This window comes from Streptomyces sp. NPDC005551, assembly GCF_042871785.1.
GTDB lineage: Bacteria > Actinomycetota > Actinomycetes > Streptomycetales > Streptomycetaceae > Streptomyces.
The window spans coordinates 45,949-70,997 of sequence record NZ_JBIAJE010000012.1 but is presented as its reverse complement, the minus strand read 5'-3'; the positions used below and the strand labels follow the sequence as shown (position 1 = coordinate 70,997).

Genomic DNA, 25,049 nt, shown 5'->3' with positions numbered 1-25,049 from the left:
CTCCCACCGGAGTCCCCGCGCGCCCGCCGACGCGGTCACGGCCCCGGAGGTCCCCCGAAGGGACACGCGCCCGCCGGTGCGGGTACGTGCCCCAGACGGTCCCCCGAAGGGGCCCGCGGCGCAACACCCGCACCGCGTCCGCGGAGGGACGGAGGCGAGCCCGAGCGGCCGGGCGTTGAGCCGAACGCTGCGCCAGGACTGGTGGGGGCGGACCGGATCGGGTACATACGATCGGGTAGCACCCGTCGGTAACGAACGGTCCCAAGATCCCTATTCGCGGCGAGGTGAGCCTCTTGTCCGCAACACCCCACCAGCCCACAGTCACCGAACGTGAGGCCCGACAGGTCGCGGAGGCCGCGCGCGAACAGGACTGGCGCAAGCCGAGCTTCGCCAAGGAGCTGTTCCTCGGCCGCTTCCGGCTCGACCTCATCCACCCGCACCCCATGCCGTCCGACGAGGCGGCACAGCGCGGCGAGGAGTTCCTCGCCAAACTGCGCGACTTCTGCGAGACGAAGATCGACGGGGCCCGGATCGAGCGCGAGGCGCGGATCCCCGACGAAGTGATCAACGGGCTCAAGGAGCTCGGCGCCCTCGGCATGAAGATCGACACCAAGTACGGCGGCCTCGGCCTGACGCAGGTCTACTACAACAAGGCGCTCGCCCTGGTCGGCTCCGCGAGCCCCGCCACCGGCGCCCTGCTGTCCGCCCACCAGTCGATCGGCGTACCGCAGCCGCTGAAGATCTTCGGCACCCAGGAGCAGCGGGACGCGTTCCTGCCCCGCTGCGCGCGCACGGACATCACGGCGTTCCTGCTCACCGAGCCCGACGTGGGCTCCGACCCCGCCAGGCTGGCCACGACGGCGGTCCCGGACGGGGACGACTACGTCCTCGACGGAGTGAAGCTCTGGACGACCAACGGCGTGGTCGCGGACCTCCTCGTCGTGATGGCGCGCGTGCCGAAGTCGCAGGAGCACAAGGGCGGCATCACGGCCTTCGTCGTGGAAGCCGCGTCCGAGGGCGTCACGGTCGAGAACCGCAACTCCTTCATGGGACTGCGGGGCCTCGAGAACGGGGTGACCCGCTTCCACCGGGTCAGGGTCCCCGCCGCGAACCGGATCGGCGCCGAGGGAGCGGGTCTGAAGATCGCGCTCACCACCCTTAACACGGGGCGGCTGTCGCTGCCCGCCATGTGCGTGGGCGCCGGCAAGTGGTGCCTGAAGATCGCCCGCGAGTGGTCGGCGGCCCGCGAGCAGTGGGGCAAGCCGGTCGCGTTCCACGAGGCGGTCGGGGCGAAGATCTCCTTCATCGCGGCGACGACGTTCGCCCTGGAGGCGGTTCTCGACCTGTCGTCCCAGATGGCCGACGAGGACCGCAACGACATCCGCATCGAGGCCGCCCTCGCCAAGCTGTACGGCTCGGAGATGGCCTGGCTGATGGCCGACGAACTGGTCCAGATCCGCGGCGGACGCGGCTTCGAGACCGCCGAGTCCCTCGCCGCCCGCGGCGAACGCGCGGTCCCCGCCGAGCAGATCCTGCGCGACCTGCGCATCAACCGCATCTTCGAGGGCTCCACGGAGATCATGCACCTGCTGATCGCCCGCGAGGCGGTCGACGCCCACCTGAAGGTCGCCGGCGACCTGATCGACCCCGACAAGTCCCTGTCCGACAAGGCCAGGGCGGGCGCCAACGCCGGTGTCTTCTACGCCAAGTGGCTGCCGAAGCTGGTCGCGGGCCCCGGGCAGCTCCCGAACTCGTACAGCGAGTTCAAGCGCGAGGTGGACCTCTCCGGGCACCTGCGCTACGTGGAACGCACCGCACGCAAGCTCGCCCGCTCCACCTTCTACGCCATGTCCCGCTGGCAGGGGCGCATGGAGACCAAGCAGGGGTTCCTCGGCCGGATCGTCGACATCGGCGCCGAACTCTTCGCGATGAGCGCGGCCTGCGTACGCGCGGAACTGCTGCGCACCACCGAGGACCACGGCCGGGAGGCCTACCAACTGGCCGACGTCTTCTGCCGCCAGGCCCGCATCCGCGTCGAGGAGCTCTTCGGGCGGCTGTGGAACAACACCGACGACGTCGACCGCACGGTGGTCAAGGGGGTCCTGTCGGGCACGTACGAGTGGCTGGAGCACGGGGTCGTCGACCCGTCGGGCGAGGGGGCGTGGATCGCCGACGCGACACCCGGCCCGAGCCGCCGGGAGAACGTCCACCGCCCCATTCGCTGACCCGTTCCCCGGAAGGGCGCCCTGCCCCGGCGCCGGTGTGCCGTCCCCACACGCCCCGCCCGCGACGGACGACACACCGACGCCGGCTGCCCCTCAGCAGTAGGGGATGATCAGCTCGGCCGCGCTCTCGGCATGCCGGAGCGACCGGGACCCGCCCGGCGCCCCAGGAGGCCACCCTCATCGGATTCCGGCGGCACCCCAGGACGCCGCGACGACCGGGCGCGGCCGACGTCCGGGGTGTCGGAAGAGACGGGAGTGGGGCGCCCTGCCCTGCCGGGCGCCGGTTGCGGCCACAATGGAGGCATGAGCGACAGTCCAGTCCCCCTCGCCGATCCGCATCTCGTTTTCGACCCCGTGGACGGAGTCCGGGATGTCGTGATCCTCGGTTCCACCGGATCGATCGGCACCCAGGCCATCGACCTCGTGCTGCGCAACCCCGACCGGTTCCGGGTCACCGCGCTCTCCGCCGCCGGCGGGAGGGTCGGACTGCTCGCGGAACAGGCCCACCGCCTGCGCGTCAGGACGGTCGCCGTGGCCCGCGAGGACGTCGTGCCGGCACTGCGCGAGGCGCTCGCGGCGCGGTTCGGAGCGGGGGAACCGCTTCCGGAGATCCTCGCCGGGCCCGACGCGGCCACCCGCGTCGCCGCCTCCGACTGCCACACCGTGCTCAACGGCATCACCGGCTCCATCGGCCTCGCGCCGACCCTCGCCGCCCTGGAGGCGGGCCGCACCCTGGCGCTGGCGAACAAGGAGTCGCTCATCGTCGGCGGCCCGCTGGTGAAGGCGCTGGCCAAGCCGGGGCAGATCATCCCGGTCGACTCCGAGCACGCGGCCCTCTTCCAGGCCCTCGCCGGCGGCACCCGCGCCGACGTGCGCAAGCTGGTCGTCACCGCGTCCGGCGGCCCCTTCCGGGGACGTACGAAGGCCGAGCTGGCGGACGTCACCCCCGCGGACGCCCTGGCCCACCCCACCTGGGCGATGGGACCGGTCATCACGGTGAACTCGGCGACCCTGGTCAACAAGGGGCTCGAAGTCATCGAGGCGCACCTCCTCTACGACATTCCCTTCGAACGGATTGAGGTGGTCGTGCACCCGCAGTCGTATGTCCACTCGATGGTTGAATTCATTGACGGATCCACGCTCGCCCAGGCGACGCCCCCCGACATGCGCGGGCCGATCGCCATCGGCCTCGGCTGGCCCGAGCGCGTCCCGGACGCGGCGCCCGCCTTCGACTGGACCAGGGCGTCCAGCTGGGAGTTCTTCCCGCTCGACACCGCGGCGTTCCCGTCCGTGGGACTCGCCCGGCACGTGGGGCAGCTCGCGGGCACGGCGCCGGCGGTGTTCAATGCCGCAAACGAGGAGTGCGTGGACGCGTTCCTGAACGGCGCGCTGCCGTTCAACGGGATCATGGAGACCGTCACCCGGGTGGTCGAGGAACACGGCACCCCGCGTACGGGAACTTCCCTGACCGTCGCGGACGTCCTCGAAGCGGAGACCTGGGCGCGCGCCCGGGCCCGTGAGCTGACCAAGACGACGGCGCACACGACCGCGGAGGCCCGTGCATGACGACCCTGATGATGATCCTCGGCATAGTCGTCTTCGCGGTCGGCCTGCTCATCTCGATCGCCTGGCACGAGCTGGGGCATCTGTCGACGGCCAAGCTCTTCGGCATCCGGGTGCCGCAGTACATGGTCGGCTTCGGCCCGACCATCTGGTCGCGCAGGAAGGGCGACACGGAGTACGGCATCAAGGCCGTCCCCCTCGGCGGCTACATCCGCATGATCGGAATGTTCCCGCCGGGACCGGACGGCAGGGTGGAGGCCCGCTCCAGCTCCCCGTTCCGCGGCATGATCGAGGACGCCAGATCGGCCGCGTTCGAGGAGCTCAAGCCCGGCGACGAGACCCGCCTCTTCTACACGCGCAAGCCGTGGAAGCGGGTCATCGTGATGTTCGCGGGCCCCTTCATGAACCTGATCCTGGCCGTGGCGATCTTCCTCGGCGTGATGATGACGTTCGGCATCAACACCCAGACGACCACGGTCGGCCGGGTCTCCGACTGCGTCATCCAGCAGAGCGAGAACCGCACGAAGTGCGAGAAGGGCGACCAGCCCGCACCCGCCAAGGCCGCCGGGCTCAGGCTCGGCGACAAGATCGTCGCGTTCGACGGCAAGCCGGTCGAGGACTGGTCGAGCCTCCAGTCCGACATCCGCGCCAACCCCGGCCGCGACGTCACGCTCACCGTCGACCGCAAGGGCGAGCGGCTCGACCTGACCGCCCACCTGATCAAGAACCAGGTCAGCAAGACCGACGGCAACGGCGGCTACGTCGAGGGCAAGTACGTCTACGCGGGCTTCCTCGGCTTCACCCCCGCCTCCGGCATCGTCGAGCAGTCGTTCGGTCAGTCCGTGGACCGCATGGGCGACATGATGCAGAACGGCGTCGAGTCGCTGATCTCGCTGCCCGGCAAGGTCCCCGCGCTGTGGGACGCGGCCTTCGGCGACGGACCGCGCGAGGCCGACTCCCCGATGGGCGTCGTCGGCGCGGCCCGCATCGGCGGTGACGTCTTCACCCTGGACATCCCTGCCTCCCAGCAGGTCGCGATGATGCTGCTGCTCGTCGCCGGCTTCAACCTCTCCCTCTTCCTGTTCAACATGCTCCCGCTGCTCCCGCTCGACGGCGGGCACATCGCGGGCGCCCTGTGGGAGTCCCTGCGGCGGACCGTCGCGAAGGTGCTGCGTCGGCCCGACCCGGGCCCGTTCGACGTCGCCAAGCTGATGCCCGTCGCCTACGTGGTGGCCGGGATCTTCGTCTGCTTCACGATCCTGGTGCTGATCGCGGACGTCGTTAACCCGGTGAGAATCAGCTAGTTCGACTTCGTTCATGACGGCCGGGCACGGTGTGTGCCCGGCCGTCACTCATGAGTGGGTTTCCGCACGGGATGTGCTCGGGCCGGAGCCCGTGCCGTAATCTCGGTTCCTGGAGCCCGCTGTCCCGGGACCTTGATCCAGAACTTGGGGTTGCACAGCAGATGACTGCGATTTCTCTCGGCATGCCGTCCGTTCCGACCAAGCTCGCCGAGCGCCGGAAGAGCCGGCAGATCCAGGTCGGAACCGTGGCCGTGGGCGGAGACGCACCCGTCTCGGTGCAGTCGATGACGACGACGCGTACGTCGGATGTCGGGGCGACGTTGCAGCAGATCGCGGAGCTGACGGCGTCGGGATGCCAGATCGTGCGGGTGGCGTGTCCGACGCAGGACGACGCGGACGCGCTGGCGACGATCGCGCGCAAGTCGCAGATCCCGGTGATCGCGGACATTCACTTCCAGCCGAAGTACGTGTTCGCGGCGATCGACGCGGGTTGTGCGGCGGTGCGTGTGAACCCGGGCAACATCAAGCAGTTCGACGACCAGGTCAAGGAGATCGCGCGGGCGGCGAAGGACACCGGCACCCCGATCCGGATCGGGGTCAACGCGGGCTCGCTCGACAAGCGGCTGCTGCAGAAGTACGGCAAGGCGACGCCCGAGGCGCTGGTGGAGTCGGCGCTGTGGGAGGCCTCCCTCTTCGAGGAGCACGACTTCCGGGACATCAAGATCTCCGTCAAGCACAACGACCCGGTCGTGATGGTCAACGCCTACCGGCAGCTGGCGGCGGCCTGCGACTACCCGCTGCACCTCGGTGTGACGGAGGCGGGCCCCGCGTTCCAGGGCACGATCAAGTCGGCGGTCGCCTTCGGCGCGCTGCTCTCGGAGGGCATCGGCGACACCATCCGGGTCTCGCTGTCGGCCCCGCCGGTGGAGGAGATCAAGGTCGGCATCCAGATCCTGGAGTCGCTGAACCTCAGGCAGCGCGGTCTGGAGATCGTCTCCTGCCCGTCGTGCGGGCGGGCGCAGGTGGATGTGTACAAGCTGGCGGAGGAGGTCACGGCCGGTCTGACCGGCATGGAGGTGCCCCTGCGAGTCGCGGTCATGGGCTGCGTGGTGAACGGTCCCGGTGAGGCGCGCGAGGCGGACCTCGGTGTCGCCTCCGGCAACGGCAAGGGGCAGATCTTCGTCAAGGGCGAGGTCATCAAGACCGTTCCCGAGTCGAAGATCGTGGAGACCCTCATCGAAGAGGCGATGAAAATCGCCGAGCAGATGGAGGCCGACGGCATCGCCTCCGGAGAGCCCTCGGTGTCGGTCGCGGGCTGACCCTGCGCCCACCGCCCCCGCCCCGGGAGCCCCTCGCTCCCGGGCCGCCGCACGGGTTTCCGGGCCGCGGACACCGGCGGCGCCCCACACCCCTGACAGGTACAGTGCGGAGATCAGCAGACCGTATGGTGAGGCCCCCGCACGTGTTGACCCAGACCACCACCAGGGTCCTCGAACCGAGTGACCTGGACGCCGCGCTCGCCGTCCTCGACAGCGAGCCGGTGGCGAACGCCTTCGTGGCCTCCCGGGTGAAGGTCGCGGGCCTCGACCCCTGGCGCCTCGGCGGCGAGATGTGGGGCTGGTACGAGGACGGCATGCTGACGTCCCTGTGCTACGCGGGCGCGAACCTCGTCCCCATCTGCGCCACCCCCCGCGCCGTCCGCGCCTTCGCCGACCGCGCCCGCCGCACGGGCCGCCGCTGCTCCTCCATCGTCGGCCCCGCCGGACCCACCGCCCAGCTGTGGCGCCTGCTCGAACCGAACTGGGGACCCGCCCGCGAGGTCCGCGGCAACCAGCCGCTCATGGTCACCGACCGGCTCCCCGACGACATCGCCCCGGATCCGTACGTCCGCCGTATGCGCAAGGACGAGATGGAGACGATCATGCCCGCCTGCGTGGCGATGTTCACCGAGGAGGTCGGCGTCTCCCCGACGGCCGGCGACGGCGGACTGCTCTACCAGGCCCGGGTCGCCGAACTCGTCGGCGCGGGACGCTCCTTCGCCCGCCTGGACGAGGACGGCAAGGTCGTCTTCAAGGCCGAGATCGGCGCCGCCACCGACCACGCCTGCCAGATCCAGGGCGTCTGGGTCGCCCCCGAGTACCGGGGCCGGGGATTCGCCGCGCCCGGCATGGCCGCCGTCCTGCGCTACGCCCTCGCCGACGTCGCGCCCCTCGTCAGTCTCTACGTCAACGACTTCAACACCGCCGCCCGGGCGACGTACCGGCGCGTGGGATTCCGCGAGGTCGGGGCCTTCATGAGCGTGCTGTTCTGACACCCCGGAGCTGCCTGTAGTCTCCCCGGCATGCTGCGCTTTCCCGGTCAGGGGCCCCACCACCCCGACGACGTGGTCATCGGCACGCTGGATCTCGCCGCGCGGGTCGACGAGGCGCTCGCGGTGCAGGCCCTCGCGTTCGGGCTCGGCGCCGAGGAGATCGCCGTACGCCGGCAGATCGTGCTGCGGCACCTGGTCTACCCGGGGGCCCGCGCGCTCGGCGCCACCACCGCCGACGGACGGCTCGCCGGCTTCGTCTACGGCATGCCCAACGACCGCACCCACTGGTGGTCCACCGTCGTGGAACCGTATCTGCGCGGTCGGGGCCAGGACGGCTGGCTCGACAACTCCTTCGTGATCACCGAGCTGCACGTCCACCCCGACCACCAGAACCAGGGCATCGGCCGCGCCCTGATCACCACCCTCACGGACGGCGCCGCACAACCCCGCTCCATCCTCTCGGCGATCGACACCGAGAGCCCCGCCCGCGGCCTGTACCGCTCGCTCGGCTACACGGACCTGGCCCGCCAGGTCCTGTTCCCGAGCGCCCCGAGACCGTACGTGGTCATGGGCGCTCCGCTCCCGCTGCGGCGCCGCTAGCCACCCCCGGGTCGGCGCGGCGCCCGTAATCCGATTTCCACCGTCCCGTACCGCCCGGCTAACCTCCTTGCCATCACCCTTACGCAGCAGGAGTCGAGAAATATGGCCCAGGTCCAGCGCATGTCCCGTTTGATGGTCAAGACACTGCGTGACGACCCGGCGGACGCCGAGACGCTCAGCCACAAGCTGCTCGTCCGCGCCGGCTACGTGCGCCGCAACTCCGCCGGCATCTGGTCCTGGCTGCCGCTGGGCAAGAAGGTCCTCGACAACATCTCCCGCGTCGTCCGCGAGGAGATGGACGCGATCGGCGCGCAGGAGGTCCTGCTGCCCGCCCTGCTCCCCAAGGAGCCCTACGAGGCGTCCGGCCGCTGGGAGGAGTACGGCGACCTGCTGTTCCGCCTGAAGGACCGCAAGGGCGGCGACTACCTCCTCGGCCCCACCCACGAGGAGATCTTCACCCTGGTCGTCAAGGACCAGTGCACGTCCTACAAGGACCTGCCGGTCATGCTCTACCAGATCCAGACGAAGTACCGCGACGAGGCCCGTCCGCGCTCCGGCGTGCTGCGCGGCCGCGAGTTCCAGATGAAGGACTCGTACTCCTTCGACACCACCGACGAGGGCCTGGCCGAGTCGTACGCGCTGCACCGCGCCGCGTACCAGAAGATCTTCGAGCGCCTCGGCCTGGACTACCGCATCGTCTCCGCCGTCTCCGGCGCGATGGGCGGCTCGGCCTCCGAGGAGTTCCTCGCCCCCGCCGCCGCCGGTGAGGACACCTTCGTGGACTGTCCCGCCTGCGACTACGCGGCGAACACGGAGGCGGTCACCTTCGCGCTCGCCCCCGTCCAGGGAGACCACGGCCCGGTCGAGGAGCTGGACACCCCCGACACCCCGACCATCGAGACGCTGGCCGGGCACCTCGGCGTCCCCGCCTCCGCCACCCTGAAGAACCTGCTGGTCAAGGTCGACGGCGAGATCGTGGCCGTCGGCGTCCCCGGCGACCGCGAGGTCGACCTCGGCAAGCTCGGTGAGCACCTCGCCCCGGCGGTCGTCGAGCTGGTCACGGCCGAGGACTTCGAGGGCCGCGACGACCTCGTACGGGGTTACGTCGGCCCGCAGGGCCTGGACAAGGTCCGTTACATCGCCGACCCGCGTGTCGCGCCGGGCACCGCCTGGATCACCGGCGCCAACAAGACCGGCAAGCACGCGAAGAACGTCGTCGCCGGCCGCGACTTCGAGGTGGACGACTACCTCGACGTCGTCGTCGTCGAGGAGGGCGACCCCTGCCCGAAGTGCGGCACCGGCCTGAAGCTGGACCGCGCCATCGAGATCGGCCACATCTTCCAGCTGGGCCGCAAGTACGCGGACACCTTCCAGCTCGACGTCCTCGGCCAGCAGGGCAAGCCCGTCCGCGTGACCATGGGCTCGTACGGCATCGGCGTCTCGCGTGCCGTGGCCGCGCTGGCGGAACAGTCGGCGGACGAGCAGGGCCTGTGCTGGCCCAAGGAGATCGCCCCGGCCGACGTCCACGTCGTCGCCGCAGGCAAGGCCCTGCAGACCGAACTGGCCCTGGACGTCTCCGAGAAGCTGGCCGAGGCCGGCGTGCGGGTCCTGGTGGACGACCGGGCCGGCGTGTCGCCGGGTGTGAAGTTCACCGACGCCGAACTCATCGGCGTGCCGAAGATCCTCGTCGCCGGCCGGCGCTCCGCCGAGGGCGTCCTGGAACTCAAGGACCGCCGCACCGGCGAGCGCGAGGAGCTCACCGTCGACGAGGCGATCGCCCGCCTGTCGGCATAGGGCCCGTCCGGCCCTTCCCGTCGTCGCCCGGAGGGCGGCCCCGCGGCGTCAAGCGGTGGCCGCCCTCAGCAGTGGGGGCGCGCGTGTCACCGCGTGCCCGCGCCGGGGAGCGGCCCCGTGGGCCGCTCAGAGCCAGCCCGCGAACTCCAGCAGCAGCTCCGCGTCCTGTGCCCGCCCCACCCGCCGGGCCCGGACGCCGGACTCCACCGCCCGGAACAGGGTCCAGCCCCGCAGCCGTTCCTGGTCCAGGTCCAGCGACTCGGCCAGCCGCTTCACCCGGCGGCGGGTGATCGACGCGCCCGACGGCGAGGCGATCAGGTCCTCCACGCGGTCCCGGACCAGCCGGGCCAGGTCGAAGGCGCACTCGCCGACCACTGGATCGGGGCCCACCGCCAGCCACGGCATCCGCTCCCCGGCCAGCACCTTGCTCTGCCGGAACGTGCCGTGCAGCAGCCGCTGTTCGGGGTCACCGGCGAGCAACTCCTCACGCGCCGCGAGCGCCGCGTCCACCAGCGGTCCGCTCTCACTGTCGGCGCTCGCCCGCATCGCCTCGGCCTGCCGGCCGGTCCGCTCGGCCACCGTCTCGAAGACATGCCAGGACGGCGGCTCGACCCACAGCCGCCGTAGTGTCCCGGCGGCCTCCAGCAGCGCTTTCGCCTCGGGCAGCGACCGTACCGACACCTCGGGGTGCAGCCGCTCCAGCAGCAGCACCCCTTGCGCCTCGCCGCGATCGAGCAGCTGCACGGCGCCGAGGCCGTCCCAGTGCGCCAGTGCCGCCCGCTCGTGCGCGGGCCGGGCCCGCTCGGGCGCCAGCTTCAGCACGGCGGGTGTCCCGTCGGCCAGCCGGACCAGGACGACCAGACTGCTGCGGCCGCCCGGAGCCTGCACCCGCTCGACCGTCAACTCGCGTAGACCGACGGCCTGCTGAACCTGCTCGGGCAGCTTCTCCAGCCACTCGGCGGCCGCGTCGGTCCCGTTCTGCCGCGTCTCGCCGAGCGCCCGCACGAGGCGCTGCGGCGGTTCGAAAGCCATCCGCGAGTCGTTCCTTCCAGGTCGCGTCACGTCGGCGGGGCCACCGACGCCGACGGGCCGGCCGCCCGCTCGGCGAGCCCAGGGAAGGCTACGCTCTCGCCGCGCCAGCGCACCGCCCGCACCGCCGCCTCCCGGAGCGCGTCCGCGGCGCCGCGCCGCCGTGTCCCTCCGGCTGCCCGCACCAGGTCGCCGTAGACACCGGCCAGCCGGTCCTCCAGCTCGGCGGCGAGCCGCACGGCCGCCGCCGAGTCCGGCACGGCGAACGGCAGCGCGTACGCGGCGGCCGAGGCCACCGGCTTCCCGTCCAGGTCACGCACGAGACGCTCCAGCTCGTCGCGCCGCGCCCGGTGCGCGTCGTAGGCCGCCCGTGCCTCGTCCCGGCGCGCCGCGGAGATCCTGCCGCCGACGACGCCGTACCCGTACACGGCGGCGTGTTCGGCGCCCAGCGCGGCCTGCAGGGCCTTCAGCTCCACGGCCTTCTTCCCGGTACCCGCCGCGCTCACTTGCCGTCCCCCGTCAGCAGAAAGGCGTGGGCCGCGCCGGCCGCCGCCACCGAGGCCAGCAGCCTGGCCAGCTCGCCCGGCACCTCCACCAGCTCCTTGGCGCGCCGGTCCGCCAGGGCGCGCTCCGCCGCGGCCAGTTCGGCGAGCGCGTCCTTCTCCCGCTCCGGTACGGCGGAGGCGCTCGCGGACGGAGCCGCGGAGACCGATGCCGACGCCGAACGGGAGGGCGAGGGGGAGGCCGACGTCCGCGCGGCCGCTCCGAAGGCTCGTACGTGGCGGACGACCTCGGCGCGCAGCGGGTCCAGCCGCCCGGCCAGGGGCGGATGGGCGGCGATCACGGCGGCGTACCGCGCGGCGAGCGTCTCGCTGTCGCGGGCCGCACGCGCGCGTGCCCGGTCGCCCGCGGAGGGGCTCCCGTCGGCGGTGTCGGTGGCGGACTCGCGGGAGGTGCAGCCCGCGAGGGCGAACGCGCCCGCGGCCGACGCGAGCAGGCTCCTTCGGCGCGGCCCCGGCGGGGTGCGCGGCGGCAGGGTGAACGGCACGGCAGACGTCCTCGGCAGGCTCGAACGACAGGGAGGGCGGCAGGCCCGCGATCACGGTACCCGCGCACCGGCCCGGCGCCCGCCAGCGGCTCTCCCGGGAGCGGGGGGCGTCCCGTCCCGCGTGCCGCCCCCCGCGGTGGACGGCAACACCCCCCGCGACCGGATACCCTTTCACCTGACACACGACCAACCCACAACAGCACACGCGGCCGAGGAGTCACCCGGATGAGCACCACCCAGAGCGAGAGGCTGCGAGAACTGCTGGAACCGCTCGTCGGCTCTCAGGGACTCGATCTCGAGCAGATCGAAGTGGACTCGGTCGGGCGCAAGCGGGTGCTGCGTGTCGTCGTCGACTCGGACACCGGTGCCGACCTCGACCAGATCGCCGATGTGAGCCGCGCGCTCTCGGCGAAGCTCGACGAGACGGACGCGATGGGCGAGGGCGAGTACACCCTCGAGGTCGGAACCCCGGGTGCCGAGCGCGAGCTCACGGAGCACCGCCACTACGTACGCGCCGTCGACCGGCTCGTGAAGTTCCAGCTGGGCGAGGGCGACGAACTGGTCGCCCGGATCCTCCAGGTCGACGACGACGGCATCGACGTCGAAGTGCCCGGCGTGAAGGGGCGCAGACCCACCGCCAGGCGGCTCGCCTTCTCGGACGTCGCCAAGGCGCGCGTCCAGGTCGAGTTCAACCGCAGGACCAAGAACGACGAGAACGAAGAGAACGCAGAGGAGGCGTAGCCGTGGACATCGACATGAGTGCCCTGCGGGGCCTGGTACGGGAGAAGGAGATCTCCTTCGACCTGCTGGTCGGAGCGATCGAGTCGGCCCTCCTCATCGCCTACCACCGCACCGACGGAAGCCGCCGCCACGCGCGCGTGGAGCTCGACCGGGAGAGCGGTCACGTGACCGTGTGGGCGAAGGAGGACCCGGCCGAGCTGGAGGAGGGGCAGGAGGCGCGCGAGTTCGACGACACACCGTCTGGCTTCGGCCGTATCGCCGCCACCACCGCCAAGCAGGTGATCCTGCAGCGCCTGCGGGACGCCGAGGACGACGCGACCCTCGGTGAGTACGCGGGCCGGGAGGGCGACATCGTCACGGGCGTCGTCCAGCAGGGCCGCGACCCGAAGAACGTGATGGTCGACATCGGCAAGATGGAGGCCATCCTGCCGGTGCAGGAGCAGGTGCCCGGCGAGCAGTACCAGCACGGCACCCGCCTGCGCTCGTACGTCGTGCGGGTGGCCAAGGGCGTACGCGGCCCCTCGGTGACCCTGTCCCGCACGCACCCGAACCTGGTCAAGAAGCTGTTCGCCCTCGAGGTGCCGGAGATCGCCGACGGCTCGGTCGAGATCGCGGCCATCGCCCGCGAGGCCGGCCACCGCACGAAGATCGCGGTGCGCTCCACCCGCTCGGGCCTGAACGCCAAGGGCGCCTGCATCGGCCCCATGGGCGGCCGGGTGCGCAACGTGATGGCCGAGCTCAACGGTGAGAAGATCGACATCGTCGACTGGTCGGACGACCCGGCTGACATGGTCGGGAACGCGCTGTCACCGGCCCGGGTCTCCAAGGTCGAGGTCGTCGACCTCGCGGCCCGCTCCGCGCGGGTGACCGTCCCGGACTACCAGCTGTCGCTGGCCATCGGCAAGGAGGGCCAGAACGCCCGTCTCGCCGCCCGGCTGACCGGCTGGCGCATCGACATCCGCCCGGACACCGAGCAGCCGGACGAGAAGCGGGACTGACGCGGGCACCCGCACGGCCGGGGGACGGATCCCGGCCGTGTGACGCTTCGATCACGACAGTTTTACGCACGGCAACTGTTCGATTCTTGCCCCAAAGGGGTGAGGTCCGTGCGGGGAGGTAGACTTAAGAGTGTCTGGCCGGACGCGAGACCGCGCATGCCCCGAACGCACCTGTGTGGGGTGCCGGGATCGAGCGGCCAAGACCGATCTGCTGCGCATCGTGGCGATCGAGGACGCATGCGTCCCCGATCTTCGCGGTACGCTGCCCGGCCGGGGTGCATACGTGCATCCCACCGTGGCCTGTCTCGACCTGGCGGTCCGCCGCCGGGCGATCCCACGGGCGCTGCGTGCCCAGGGAGTGCTCGACATGTCGGCCTTGCGCCGAGCGGTCGAGGAGACGGTTGCCGAGCAGGCAACACCGTAAGACATGTGTCGCACGGAACCCCGTGCGGCCCCTGGTACCCCGCGAGTTGGAAGTAGGTCGAGATTGCGATGAGCACTCGATGAGCACGCGATGAGTACGCCCATGAAGTAGCGACGGTCCGGACGCAACCCGGACCTAAAAGGAGCGATGTGGCTAAGGTCCGGGTATACGAACTCGCCAAGGAGTTCGGAGTTGAGAGCAAGGCCGTCATGGCCAAGCTCCAGGAACTCGGTGAATTCGTCCGTTCGGCGTCCTCGACGATCGAGGCGCCCGTTGTACGCAAGCTGACCGATGCTTTCCAGCAGGGCAGCAACGGCGGCGGCAAGTCCGCCCCGCGCAAGTCTTCGCCGGCTCGTCCGGCAGCCCCCTCTCCGGCGCAGGCGGCCCGTCCGGCCGCCCCGCGCCCGCCGGCCCCGAAGCCGGCCGCGGCCGAGAAGCCCGCGGCGCCTGCCGCCCCGGCCGCTCCGGTCACCCCGGCGGCAGCGGGCCCGCGCCCGGGTCCCAAGCCCGCGCCGAAGCCCGCTCCGGCGGCTCCGGCTCCGGCCGCGCCCGAGTTCACCGCGCCGCCCTCGGCGCCGGCGGCCCCGTCGGCTCCGTCGGCTCCCTCCGCCCCCGCCGCGGGTGCCCGTCCGGGCGCTCCGCGTCCCGGCGGCCAGGCCCCGCGTCCCGGTGCCCGTCCCGCCGGTGGTCCCGGCCAGGGCGGCCAGGGCCGTGGTGACCGTCCCGAGCGCGGCGACCGCGGTGACCGTCAGGGCGCCGCGCGTCCCGGCGGTCAGGCCCCGCGTCCGGGCGCCCGTCCGGCCGGTCCCCGTCCGGGCAACAACCCCTTCACCTCTGGTGGCTCCACCGGTATGGCGCGCCCGCAGGCGCCCCGTCCGGGCGGCGCTCCGCGTCCCGGCGGCCCCGGTGCCCCGGGCGCCCCGCGCCCGCAGGGTGCCGGCCAGGGTGGTCCCCGTCCGCAGGGTGGTCCCGGTGGCGCTCCGCGTCCGCAAGGCCAGGGCGGTGCCCGTCCGGCTCCGGGCGGCATGCCCCGCCCGCAGGGCGGCGCTCCGCGTCCCGGCGGCGCCCCCGGCGGCAACCGTCCGAACCCCGGCATGATGCCGCAGCGTCCCGCTGCGGGCCCGCGTCCCGGTGGTGGCCCCGGCGGTGGCCGCGGTCCCGGTGGCGGCGGTCGTCCCGGCGGTGCCGGTGGCGGCGGTCGTCCGGGTGGCGGCGGCGGTTTCGCCGGTCGTCCCGCTGGTCCCGGTGGCGGTTTCGCCGGTCGTCCGGGTGGTCCCGGTGGCGGTGGCGGCGGTTTCGCCGGCCGTCCGGGTGGTCCCGGTGGCGGCGGTGGCCGTCCCGGCTTCGGCGGTCGTCCGGGTGGTCCCGGTGCCCGTGGAGGCACGCAGGGTGCGTTCGGCCGTCCCGGCGGGCCCGCCCGTCGTGGCCGCAAGTCGAAGCGGCAGAGGCGCCAGGAGTACGAGGCCATGCAGGCCCCGTCGGTCGGCGGCGTCATGCTGCCTCGCGGCAACGGACAGTCCGTCCGCCTGTCGCGCGGTGCGTCCCTCACCGACTTCGCCGAGAAGATCGGCGCGAACCCGGCGTCGCTCGTCGGCGTGATGATGAACCTCGGCGAGATGGTCACTGCCACGCAGTCCGTCTCCGACGAGACGCTGAAGCTCCTCGCGGACGAGATGAACTTCGTCCTCGAGATCGTCAGCCCCGAGGAGGAGGACCGCGAGCTGCTCGAGTCCTTCGACATCGAGTTCGGCGAGGACGAGGGTGGCGAGGAGTTCCTCGTCGCGCGTCCGCCGGTCGTGACCGTCATGGGTCACGTCGACCACGGTAAGACCCGCCTCCTCGACACCATCCGCAAGACGAACGTCGTCGCGGGCGAGGCCGGCGGTATCACGCAGCACATCGGTGCGTACCAGGTCACGACTCAGGTCAACGACGAAGAGCGCAAGATCACCTTCATCGACACCCCGGGTCACGAGGCGTTCACCGCCATGCGTGCCCGTGGTGCCAAGTCGACCGACATCGCGATCCTCGTGGTGGCGGCCAACGACGGTGTGATGCCCCAGACGATCGAGGCGCTGAACCACGCCAAGGCGGCCGACGTGCCGATCGTGGTCGCGGTCAACAAGATCGACGTCGAGGGCGCGGACCCGACCAAGGTGCGCGGCCAGCTCACCGAGTTCGGGCTGGTGGCCGAGGAGTACGGCGGCGACACGATGTTCGTCGACATCTCCGCCAAGCAGGGCCTCAACATCGAGAGCCTGCTGGAGGCCGTGGTCCTCACCGCGGACGCCTCGCTCGACCTGCGGGCCAACCCGGAGCAGGACGCGCAGGGTATTGCGATCGAGTCCCACCTCGACCGCGGCCGCGGTGCCGTCGCGACCGTCCTGGTCCAGCGAGGCACCCTGCGGGTCGGCGACACCATGGTGGTCGGCGACGCGTACGGCCGTGTCCGCGCGATGCTCGACGACAAGGGCGAGAACGTGGAAGAGGCGGGTCCCTCGACCCCGGTCCTCGTCCTCGGTCTCACCAACGTCCCGGGCGCCGGCGACAACTTCCTCGTCGTCGACGAGGACCGCACGGCCCGCCAGATCGCCGAGAAGCGCGCGGCGCGTGAGCGCAACGCCAACTTCGCCCGGCGCGGAGTCCGGTTCTCCCTGGAGAACCTGGACGAGGCCCTCAAGGCCGGTCTGGTGCAGGAACTCAACCTCATCATCAAGGGCGACGCGTCCGGTTCGGTGGAGGCTCTCGAGTCCTCGCTGCTCCAGCTCGACGTCGGCGAAGAGGTCGACATCCGCATCCTGCACCGCGGTGTGGGTGCGGTCACCGAGTCGGACATTAACCTGGCGACCGGCTCCGACGCGATCGTCATCGGCTTCAACGTCCGCGCTGCGGGCCGCGCGGCGCAGATGGCCGAGCGCGAGGGCGTCGACGTCCGGTACTACTCGGTGATCTACCAGGCCATCGAGGAGATCGAGGCGGCCCTGAAGGGCATGCTGAAGCCGGAGTACGAGGAGGTCGAGCTCGGCACGGCGGAGATCCGCGAGGTCTTCAAGTCGTCCAAGCTGGGCAACATCGCCGGTGTCCTGGTCCGCTCGGGCGAGGTCAAGCGCAACACCAAGGCGCGCCTCATCCGCGACGGCAAGGTCATCGCGGAGAGCCTCAACATCTCCGGGCTGCGTCGCTTCAAGGACGACGTCACCGAGATCCGCGAAGGCTTCGAGGGTGGTATCAACCTCGGAAACTTCAACGACATCAAGGTCGACGACGTCATCGCGACGTACGAGATGCGCGAGAAGCCGCGCTCGTAAAGCGGTTGTGTGAGCTGGCCGGCGGTGACAAGTCACCGCCGGCCAGCTTGCCGTTTGCGGGGCAGCGCCCCGGAAACCCTGTCGAGGACCCCGGCCCTTCGTTGTACGGTTCTGGTGTCCCGCCAAACATTTGGCTGGGCCATCTACCCCGTACCGGCGGGACATCCGGACACACATGTACGTGGGGACACTGTCCTTCGATCTGCTTCTCGGCGACGTCCACTCGCTGAAGGAGAAGCGCTCCCTCGTCCGGCCGATCGTCGCCGAGCTTCAGCGGAAGTACCCGGTGAGCGTGGCGGAGACGGGCAACCAGGACCTCCACCGCAGGGCCGAGATCGGTCTGGCGGTGGTCTCCGGGGACACCGAGCACCTCACCGACGTCCTGGACCGGTGCGAACGGCTCGTCGCGGCGCGACCGGAGGTGGATCTGCTGTCGGTTCGGCGCAGACTCCACAAAGACGAAGACTGACGGAACAAGCAAGGCGAAGAAGGAGACGGACCAGTGGCCGACAACGCGCGGGCTAAGAGGCTGGCGGACCTCATCCGAGAGGTGGTGGCCCAGAAGCTGCAGCGCGGGATCAAGGACCCGCGGCTCGGTTCGCATGTGACCATCACGGACACCCGGGTCACCGGGGACCTCCGGGAGGCGACCGTCTTCTACACGGTGTACGGGGACGACGAGGAGCGGGCGGCCGCGGCCGCGGGCCTGGAGAGCGCCAAGGGCGTGCTCCGTTCCGCGGTGGGTGCGGCGGCCGGTGTGAAGTTCACGCCCTCCCTCACCTTCGTGGCGGACGCCCTGCCCGACACCGCCAAGACCATCGAGGACCTCCTTGACAAGGCGCGGGCCTCCGACGCGAAGGTCCGCGAGGTCTCGGCGGGCGCCGCCTTCGCGGGCGACGCCGACCCGTACAAGAAGCCGGGCGAGGACGACGACGAGGACGACGCCGCCGAATGACGGAGAAGCACAGGACGCCCGACGGGCTTGTCGTCGTCGACAAGCCGTCGGGCTTCACTTCGCACGACGTGGTCGCCAAGATGCGCGGGATCGCCAGAACCCGCCGCGTCGGCCACGCCGGCACTCTCGACCCCATGGCGACGGGCGTGCTCGTCCTCGGCGTCGAGAAGGCGACCAAGCTGCTCGGACACCTCGCGCTCACCGAGAAGGAGTACCTCGGCACGATCCGGCTCGGCCAGAACACGCTGACGGACGACGCCGAGGGCGACATCATCTCCTCGGCCGACGCCTCCGGCATCGGGCGCGACGCCATCGACGCCGGGATCGCCAAGCTGAGCGGCGACATCATGCAGGTGCCGTCCAAGGTCAGCGCCATCAAGATCGACGGGGTGCGCTCGTACAAGCGGGCGCGTGAGGGCGAGGACTTCGAGATCCCGGCCCGGCCGGTGACCATCTCGTCGTTCGCGGTGTACGACGTCCGGGACGCGGTCGCGCAGGACGGCACGCCCGTGCTCGACCTGATCGTGTCCGTGGTGTGCTCCTCGGGCACCTACATCCGGGCGCTCGCCCGCGACCTCGGCGCGGACCTCGGGGTGGGGGGCCACCTGACCGCTCTGCGCCGTACCCGCGTCGGCCCGTACAAGCTGGACACGGCGAGGACTCTGGACCAGCTCCAGCAGGAGCTGACCGTGATGCCCATCGCCGACGCCGCCGCCGCCGCGTTCCCCCGCTGGGACGTGGACGACCGGCGGGCCCGGCTGCTCCTCAACGGCGTGCGCCTCGACATGCCCGAGGAGTACACGGGAGCGGGCGCCGTGGCCGTCTACGACCCGACGGGGCGCTTCCTCGCGTTGGTGGAGGCACAGAAGGGCAAGGCGAAGAGCCTGGCGGTGTTCGGCTGAGCACCGCGCCGGGCGGTCCCGTCCGGCCGGCTCGTCCGGTGTCCGTGGAGCGACGGTCACGCTGTCGTTCCTGATCGCCGCTCCACGGTCCCCCCTCGGTTCCCCCCTCCAAGGGTGTATCCATCCGCGCCCGTCCGTTCACCCCTTCGGACGGGCGCTCGGAGTGAACCGAGGGTGTGCGAGGGGGCGCGTTCATCACGCGATCCGTCCCGCTGATCAACCCCTGTCTACCGTCGGAACCAGGCGCACGGCAGGGAGGTTCGACCATGGCGGGACGTGGCCCTCGGACCGGGGGCCGGCGGACACCGGACGTCGCCCCGGTGGCGGCCCCGGACGCGGCCCTGGTGCAGGTCAGCGATCTGGCGGGCCGCCCGCGCGGCACGGGCTTCGCCGCCGACCACCATGGCACCGTCGTCACCAGCCACGAGGCGGTGGACGGCCTGGCCCGGCTGGTCCTGCGCAGCCCCGACGGCCGCGTCCGCGTGGTGGGCGCCGACTCCGTGACCGCACTGCCCGAGGCGGACCTGGCTCTCGTGCGCACCGACGACCTCGGCCTCTGCCCGTTGCCCGTCACCGTGCGGAACGGGGTCCAGACCGGCGCGTACGTCAGGATCGCCGCGGGCGGCTGGCGGGAGGCGCGCGTGCTGGGCGTGACGGCCGCGACGTATCCGGCGACGGACCGTCCCCACCGGCTCGACTCCGCCCTGGAGCTGGCGATCGGCACGGCGGGCACCGACGCGCTCCGGCCGGGCGGCGGAGCGGCCGGGGGCCCCGTGCTCGACGCGGCGACCGGCGCGGTCGTCGCGGTACTCGGCACCGCCCTGCACACCGGGCACCGGACGGCGGGCCTGGCGGTGCCCCTGCGCCGGACCGTCCTGCCGCCCGTGCTCGCGGACCTGCTGGCGCGCAACGCGTCGACGGTGCCCGCGTACGGGGCCGATCTGAATTTGGCGGGGGTGCTGGAGCTCACGGCCACGTCGCTGGGGTCGGACGGGCCGGGGACCGTGTTCGGTGCGGGTGCGGGTGCGGGTGCGGGTGCGGGTGCGGGTGCGGGTGCCGGTGTCGCCTTCTCCAGGGGCGGGGCCGCCGGGCGTTCCGGCGCGGGCGGGCGGGCCCGTACGGGCTCCTCGGCCGCCTGTCCGCCCGCGGACCCGGGGGTGGCGGCGGGCCCGGGGGAGGGCCGGCGGACGGGCTTCGGCACGGGGAGTTTCGCCGGGGCGCCGGAGACCGCCGAACGGCCCGACGTCATCAGGGAGTTCGCGGCGTTCACGACCGGCAGGCCGGTGGTGCTCGCACTGGTCGGCCGGCCGGGCAGCGGCCGTACGACGGAACTGGCGGCGCTGGCCGCACGAAGGGCCCAGGGCCCGGAACCGGCGCCCACGCTGTGGCTGCGCGGCGCGGACCTGCGCGCCGCGGACACCTCGGTGGCCGACGCGGCGGCGCGGGCGCTCGAGCGGGCGGGGCGGATCGTGGCGGCCTCGCGGTCCGGGGAGCCGGGGTCTCCCGGGGCCGGTGCCGGTACGGACGGCGACGCCGCAGGTGGGCTGCCGCCCGCCGGCCGCGCGGGCGAGCTGGGCGACATCGGCCCCGGGCGCCTGGCCCGGCTCGCGCGGACCGCCGGCCGTCCGCTGCTGCTGCTTCTCGACAGCCCCGAGGAGATGCCGCCCGGGCCGGCCCACCGGCTCGCCGAGTGGGCGGCGGGGACGGTTGCGTGGCTGCGGGACAGCGGTGCGCGGCTGGTCGTCGCGTGCCGGGAGGAGTACTGGGAACAGGCGGGGGAGCAGTTCCCGCGGGAGCTGCTGCACGGGGCGGGCGGGGGTGCCGGCGGCTGTGAACCGCCGCGGGGGCGGGACGGGCGGGTGCTGGTCGGCGGGGGCACGGATCGGGCGTCGGGCCCCGCGAGCGCGGGCCCCGCGGGTGACGGGACGGGTCCGGTCGGAGGTGGTGGTGCGGGGGTGCGCCCGGGTGAGGGGCGTGAGTGTGATGGGCGGGAAGTGCGTGGGCCGAGGTGCGGGGCGCCACGGATCGAGGGCCCGGGGTGTGGGGAGCGCGAGGACCTGGGCCCGGGGTGTGATGGGCGGGAAGTGCGTGGGCCGGGGGGCGGGGGGTGTGAGGGCGGGGGGTCCGTGCCGGCCGACGGTGATCGTCTGCCGCCCTGCGTGTGGCTCGGCGACCTGGGCGAGGAGGCGGCCCGGCGGGCCCGCGCACGCCACGGGATCCCCGACGGCGTCCTCCGGGACGCCGACGCCCGCCACCCCCTGACCCTGCGGCTGCTCGCGGAGGTGCGTGCGGCCCTGCCCGCCGGGGCCGACTGGACGCCGGGGGGTCCCGTCGGCCGGGACGAGGTCTTCGCGGCCCACCTGGACCTGATGTGCCTGCGCGTCGCGGTCCGGCTCGCGGCGGCGAACGGGCTGCGGGGCACCGCCGTGCGCCGGCTCGCGGCGCGGGTCTCCGGGCAGCTGCACGAGGCCGCACGGCGCTGTCTCGGCCCCGGGCAGGGGGAGTTGGACCGCGCGGCCTTCGAGTCCGTCTTCCCGTGGGGCACGGCTCCCGCGAGCCGGCTCGGCGCCGCCACGGGATGGGCCTCGGCCGTCCTCGCCGAGGGCCTCGTCGTGCCCGCGGGCACCGGTTACCGCTTCGCCCACGAGGAACTCGCCGACTGGATCCAGGGCATGCATCTCGACCTGGACGCGGCCCTGCACGCGCTCGTCCACCGGGCCCGGGAGATCCCGTCCGGGGCGGGCGACGACCGGCTTCCGTCCCGTCCCGCGGAGCCCGCCCCGCCCGGCCTTTCCCGGGCAGGAGGGGAGGCCGCCGCGGACGCGTACCGCCGTACGCCTCCCGTGCCGCGGCACCGTATCGGCCCGGTCGTCGAGGCGTTCCTCCTGCCGGCCGGGCAGCACGGCGGCGCCCAACCCGCCGCCGCTCGCCTCGAGGACCTGGTCGACGCCGTGGACGCCCTGCTGCCCACGGCGCCCGAGCCGTCCGGCGACGCCGTCTGGTGGGCCGCCCGTCTGCTGCGCGAGGTCCTGGTGCGCGTACCCGACGCGACCCCGTACACCGGGGTACTGCGGCAGCTCGCCGAGCGGATCGTCATGTGGCGGGCGCAGGGGCGGCGGGTGCCGGGGGAGTTCGGGCCGTGGTTCTGGGAGGCGGTGCGGCTGCCGGCGTCGGAACGGTTCGAGCTGTTGCGGCGACTGGTGGTCGCGGACGACGCACCGCACCCGGCGGCCCCGGGCCGGCGGACCTCCGCCCGGCAGCCCTGGCGGAATCAGGGTGAGGCCGCGGACCGTTCCACCGACGCCCGCGCTGTCGGTCCCCACGCGCGCCGGCGGGATCATGGCGAGGTCGGGGGCGCTCGCAGGGACGCTCCCGGCGCGTCCGGGGTCGCGGGCGCTCACACGGACGCTTCCGGTGCGTGCCCGAGCGACCACGGCGAGGCCGCGGACGATTCCGCGGCCGGCCCCGGCGCGCGGGCGGAACCTCCCGTGCCCAAAGACTCCCGCCCGTCGACGCCCCGCTATCTGGACGCCGTCGCCCGGCTCCTCGCCGCCGACCCCGCCGCCGTACCACCGCACCTGACCCGCTGGTTCGACGACGAGCGTCCGCTGCCCGCGACGCCGGACGCCACCGTGGCGAGAGCCGCCCAGGCCCTGCTGTACGCCCACCGCAGGCGGGCACCCGACGACCTCACGGAGGCCCTCGCCGGGTGCGCCCATCCGCGCGGGGACGAACTGCTCGCCGCCCTCGCGGAGGAGGAACCGTCGGCCATGTGCCGGGCGGTCGACCGCTGGGCCCACGACGAGCGGCCCGCCCGGCGCGCGGCCGCGATGACGTACGGGCTGCGCACCGCGCCGCACGTGCGCACCGAGGCCGACCGTGACCTGCTGCGCCACGCGGCGTTCGCACTGCTGGTCCGCCCCGCCGACGGCGCCGCCCACGGTGCGGCGCTCGCCCTCCTCGTCCACGACCCGGCGACCCGGGACCGGTATCTGCCCGCGACGCTGGAGCGTTTCGCCGCCGGTGGCCCGCAGCTTCCCGCGAGCGCCCTCGTCCCCGCTCTCACCACGGATCCGACGCCGGTGCTCGACGCCTTCCGGACGCGGCTGCGGCAACCCGCCTCCGACACGGGCGACGTGCTGCGCACCCTCGCCGACGCCACCACGCCCGCGCTCGCCCACCGCGTCGCCGCTCTCGTACGGGAGGCCGTCGAGCTGTGTCCCGGTACCGCCCGGCACGTGGCCGCCTGCGTCGAACGCCGGCTCGAACACGGCGGCGACGCACGTGCGGTGCTCCTGCCCCTCGTCACGGGTCTGCTGGACGGCGGACCGCCCGCGGTGCGGGCCCGGCTCGCGTCCGTCCTGGCAGCCCCGGGCAGCCCGCGCTCGCGGGCACTGAGGCACGAGTTGCTGGAACTGCTGCTCGCCGGTGAGCGGGACCTCGGCGTCCTCGACGCCCTGCTGCGTGCCGCTGCGGCCGGTGCGGCACGCGGCGACGGACGACACGCCCGTGAGCTGGTGCGCCGTACGGGTCTCCTGCTGGTCCGCACCCCGGACGGCGCGACCCTTCTCGACTGCGGGCTGGTCGACCTGGCCAGGGAAGTGCCGGGCTTCGCGGCCCTGGCCGCGGGCTGGCTCACCGACGCTCCGCAGGACTGGTCCGCGGTGGTGGGACCCAGCGCCCGGCGCCTGATCGAGAAACTGGCGGGGGTACGGGTCCCCGTCTGAGCCCGGCGGGGAGGGTGCGCCCCGTCACAGCGTCCATGCCGATGCGAGCCGAATCACCTCGGCATGGCACCCTTAGTCCTGCGTATGAGGCAACCACGGACACAGGTTCGACAAGGAGCGGTCACAGTGCAGCGCTGGCGTGGCTTGGAGGACATCCCCGAGGACTGGGGGCGCAGCGTCGTCACCATCGGTTCCTACGACGGGGTGCACCGCGGGCACCAGCTGATCATCCGGCATGCCGTGGACCGCGCCCGCGAGCTGGGCGTTCCCTCCGTCGTCGTCACCTTCGACCCGCACCCCAGCGAGGTGGTGCGCCCCGGCAGCCATCCGCCGCTGCTCGCGCCGCACCACCGGCGGGCCGAGCTGATGGCCGAGCTGGGTGTGGACGCCCTGCTCATCCTTCCCTTCACCACCGAGTTCTCGAAGCTGTCGCCCGCCGACTTCGTCGCCAAGGTCCTCGTCGACAAGCTGCGTGCGAAGGCCGTCGTGGAGGGGCCCAACTTCCGCTTCGGTCACCGGGCCGCGGGCAACGTCGACTTCCTGCGCGAGCAGGGGCGGACGTACGACTTCGAGGTCGAGGTCGTGGACCTGTACGTGACCGGTGAGGCCGGTGCCGGGGAGCCCTTCTCCTCGACCCTCACCCGCCGACTGGTCGCCGAGGGCGACATCCAGGGCGCACGCGAGATCCTCGGCCGTCCGCACCGCGTCGAGGGCGTCGTCGTGCGCGGTGCCCAGCGGGGCCGTGAGCTGGGCTTCCCCACCGCCAACGTGGAGACGCTGCCGCACACCGCGATCCCCGCCGACGGCGTCTACGCCGGCTGGCTGCACGCCCAGGGCGAGGCGATGCCGGCCGCCATCTCCGTCGGCACGAACCCGCAGTTCGACGGCACCGAGCGGACCGTCGAGGCGTACGCCATCGACCGGGTCGGCCTGGACCTGTACGGCCTGCACGTCGCCGTCGACTTCCTCGCCTTCGTCCGCGGCCAGGCCAGGTTCGACTCCATCGACGAGCTGCTGGTGGCCATCGCGGACGACGTGAAGCGGTCGCGGGAGCTGATCGAGGCGTACGAGGGCGAGTAGTCGGGCGTTCGTCCACGGAGAGGGGGCCGGTGCACTGCAC

The 25,049-nt window shown here is 72.7% G+C and carries 19 protein-coding genes; 16 read left to right on the top strand and 3 right to left on the bottom strand.

Translation table 11 applies throughout. The annotated features are described in order from the left end of the window. Positions 1–284 precede the first annotated feature (284 nt). From ACFYP4_RS29850 to ACFYP4_RS29820, 7 genes are all read left to right on the top strand, one after another. Entirely contained in the window at positions 285–2,225 is a 1,941-nt protein-coding gene (locus ACFYP4_RS29850; RefSeq protein ID WP_388789602.1) for an acyl-CoA dehydrogenase family protein, read from the top strand. A gap of 303 nt (positions 2,226–2,528) precedes the next feature. Continuing rightward, the gene (dxr, locus tag ACFYP4_RS29845) at positions 2,529–3,791 is read left to right on the top strand and encodes a 1-deoxy-D-xylulose-5-phosphate reductoisomerase (RefSeq protein ID WP_358854826.1); all 1,263 of its coding nucleotides are present in this window, start codon (positions 2,529–2,531) and stop codon (positions 3,789–3,791) included. Then, positions 3,788–5,092 carry a site-2 protease family protein gene (locus tag ACFYP4_RS29840; protein WP_358854827.1) on the top strand — a complete coding sequence of 435 codons (1,305 nt, stop codon included), beginning with the start codon at positions 3,788–3,790 and terminating at the stop codon, positions 5,090–5,092. The genes dxr and ACFYP4_RS29840 overlap by 4 nt, the downstream gene beginning before the upstream one ends. Before the next feature lie 161 nt (positions 5,093–5,253). Continuing rightward, the gene (gene ispG, locus ACFYP4_RS29835) at positions 5,254–6,411 is read left to right on the top strand and encodes a flavodoxin-dependent (E)-4-hydroxy-3-methylbut-2-enyl-diphosphate synthase (protein ID WP_358854828.1); all 1,158 of its coding nucleotides are present in this window, start codon (positions 5,254–5,256) and stop codon (positions 6,409–6,411) included. Positions 6,412–6,554: 143 nt separating this feature from the next. Next, the gene (locus ACFYP4_RS29830; protein ID WP_358854829.1) at positions 6,555–7,403 is read left to right on the top strand and encodes a GNAT family N-acetyltransferase; all 849 of its coding nucleotides are present in this window, start codon (positions 6,555–6,557) and stop codon (positions 7,401–7,403) included. A gap of 30 nt (positions 7,404–7,433) precedes the next feature. Then, positions 7,434–8,003: a GNAT family N-acetyltransferase gene (locus ACFYP4_RS29825; RefSeq protein WP_358854830.1), complete on the top strand. Its 570-nt coding sequence runs from the start codon at positions 7,434–7,436 to the stop codon at positions 8,001–8,003. 102 nt (positions 8,004–8,105) lie between these two features. Further along, positions 8,106–9,797, top strand: a complete 1,692-nt coding sequence (locus ACFYP4_RS29820; protein WP_358854831.1) for a proline--tRNA ligase — start codon at positions 8,106–8,108, stop codon at positions 9,795–9,797. A 126-nt stretch (positions 9,798–9,923) separates the two neighbouring features. Here the strand turns inward: ACFYP4_RS29820 and ACFYP4_RS29815 are convergent, their stop codons facing one another. Genes ACFYP4_RS29815 through ACFYP4_RS29805 form a run of 3 tightly spaced genes read right to left on the bottom strand, consistent with a single transcriptional unit; the run spans position 9,924 to position 11,874 of the window. Further along, a complete protein-coding gene (locus ACFYP4_RS29815) occupies positions 9,924–10,829 on the bottom strand; it encodes an aminoglycoside phosphotransferase family protein (RefSeq protein ID WP_358854832.1) in 906 nt (301 codons plus the stop codon). Positions 10,830–10,855: 26 nt separating this feature from the next. Continuing rightward, complete coding sequence (locus ACFYP4_RS29810; protein WP_388789595.1) at positions 10,856–11,332, bottom strand: ferritin-like domain-containing protein; 477 nt, start codon at positions 11,330–11,332, stop codon at positions 10,856–10,858. Beyond that, the gene (locus tag ACFYP4_RS29805; RefSeq protein WP_358854834.1) at positions 11,329–11,874 is read right to left on the bottom strand and encodes a hypothetical protein; all 546 of its coding nucleotides are present in this window, start codon (positions 11,872–11,874) and stop codon (positions 11,329–11,331) included. The genes ACFYP4_RS29810 and ACFYP4_RS29805 overlap by 4 nt, the downstream gene beginning before the upstream one ends. A 225-nt stretch (positions 11,875–12,099) precedes the next feature. Between ACFYP4_RS29805 and rimP the strand changes: the two genes are divergently transcribed. The 9 genes from rimP to ACFYP4_RS29760 all read left to right on the top strand — a co-directional run bounded on the left by rimP (position 12,100) and on the right by ACFYP4_RS29760 (position 25,009). Next, complete coding sequence (gene rimP / locus ACFYP4_RS29800) at positions 12,100–12,615, top strand: ribosome maturation factor RimP (RefSeq protein ID WP_358854835.1); 516 nt, start codon at positions 12,100–12,102, stop codon at positions 12,613–12,615. Positions 12,616–12,617: 2 nt separating this feature from the next. Beyond that, on the top strand, positions 12,618–13,613 hold the full coding sequence (nusA, locus tag ACFYP4_RS29795) for a transcription termination factor NusA (protein WP_358854836.1): 996 nt from the start codon (positions 12,618–12,620) through the stop codon (positions 13,611–13,613). 130 nt (positions 13,614–13,743) lie between these two features. Then, complete coding sequence (locus ACFYP4_RS29790; RefSeq protein WP_358854837.1) at positions 13,744–14,037, top strand: YlxR family protein; 294 nt, start codon at positions 13,744–13,746, stop codon at positions 14,035–14,037. A 149-nt stretch (positions 14,038–14,186) separates the two neighbouring features. Continuing rightward, the gene (gene infB / locus ACFYP4_RS29785) at positions 14,187–17,345 is read left to right on the top strand and encodes a translation initiation factor IF-2 (protein ID WP_388789590.1); all 3,159 of its coding nucleotides are present in this window, start codon (positions 14,187–14,189) and stop codon (positions 17,343–17,345) included. A gap of 175 nt (positions 17,346–17,520) precedes the next feature. Next, the gene (locus tag ACFYP4_RS29780; RefSeq protein WP_355793302.1) at positions 17,521–17,814 is read left to right on the top strand and encodes a DUF503 domain-containing protein; all 294 of its coding nucleotides are present in this window, start codon (positions 17,521–17,523) and stop codon (positions 17,812–17,814) included. Positions 17,815–17,847: 33 nt separating this feature from the next. After that, positions 17,848–18,300, top strand: coding sequence for a 30S ribosome-binding factor RbfA (gene rbfA / locus ACFYP4_RS29775; protein ID WP_358855907.1), 453 nt, complete (start codon positions 17,848–17,850; stop codon positions 18,298–18,300). After that, positions 18,297–19,202 carry a tRNA pseudouridine(55) synthase TruB gene (truB, locus tag ACFYP4_RS29770; protein ID WP_388789586.1) on the top strand — a complete coding sequence of 302 codons (906 nt, stop codon included), beginning with the start codon at positions 18,297–18,299 and terminating at the stop codon, positions 19,200–19,202. Before rbfA ends, truB begins: the two co-directional genes overlap by 4 nt. 266 nt (positions 19,203–19,468) lie before the next feature. After that, positions 19,469–23,929 carry a serine protease gene (locus ACFYP4_RS29765; RefSeq protein WP_388789583.1) on the top strand — a complete coding sequence of 1,487 codons (4,461 nt, stop codon included), beginning with the start codon at positions 19,469–19,471 and terminating at the stop codon, positions 23,927–23,929. 126 nt (positions 23,930–24,055) lie between these two features. Further along, on the top strand, positions 24,056–25,009 hold the full coding sequence (locus tag ACFYP4_RS29760; RefSeq protein ID WP_358855910.1) for a bifunctional riboflavin kinase/FAD synthetase: 954 nt from the start codon (positions 24,056–24,058) through the stop codon (positions 25,007–25,009). The last annotated feature ends 40 nt before the right edge of the window (positions 25,010–25,049 follow it).

What these genes read in the sequence shown, in the direction of transcription:
- dxr (WP_358854826.1), top strand. Translation starts at nt 2,529, where the DNA reads ATGAGCGACAGTCCAGTCCCCCTCGCCGATCCGCATCTCGTTTTCGAC.
- ACFYP4_RS29840 (WP_358854827.1), top strand. Translation starts at nt 3,788, where the DNA reads ATGACGACCCTGATGATGATCCTCGGCATAGTCGTCTTCGCGGTCGGC.
- ispG (WP_358854828.1), top strand. Translation starts at nt 5,254, where the DNA reads ATGACTGCGATTTCTCTCGGCATGCCGTCCGTTCCGACCAAGCTCGCC.
- ACFYP4_RS29825 (WP_358854830.1), top strand. Translation starts at nt 7,434, where the DNA reads ATGCTGCGCTTTCCCGGTCAGGGGCCCCACCACCCCGACGACGTGGTC.
- ACFYP4_RS29820 (WP_358854831.1), top strand. Translation starts at nt 8,106, where the DNA reads ATGGCCCAGGTCCAGCGCATGTCCCGTTTGATGGTCAAGACACTGCGT.
- ACFYP4_RS29815 (WP_358854832.1), bottom strand. Translation starts at nt 10,829, where the DNA reads ATGGCTTTCGAACCGCCGCAGCGCCTCGTGCGGGCGCTCGGCGAGACG.
- rimP (WP_358854835.1), top strand. Translation starts at nt 12,100, where the DNA reads ATGAGCACCACCCAGAGCGAGAGGCTGCGAGAACTGCTGGAACCGCTC.
- ACFYP4_RS29780 (WP_355793302.1), top strand. Translation starts at nt 17,521, where the DNA reads ATGTACGTGGGGACACTGTCCTTCGATCTGCTTCTCGGCGACGTCCAC.
- truB (WP_388789586.1), top strand. Translation starts at nt 18,297, where the DNA reads ATGACGGAGAAGCACAGGACGCCCGACGGGCTTGTCGTCGTCGACAAG.
- ACFYP4_RS29765 (WP_388789583.1), top strand. Translation starts at nt 19,469, where the DNA reads ATGGCGGGACGTGGCCCTCGGACCGGGGGCCGGCGGACACCGGACGTC.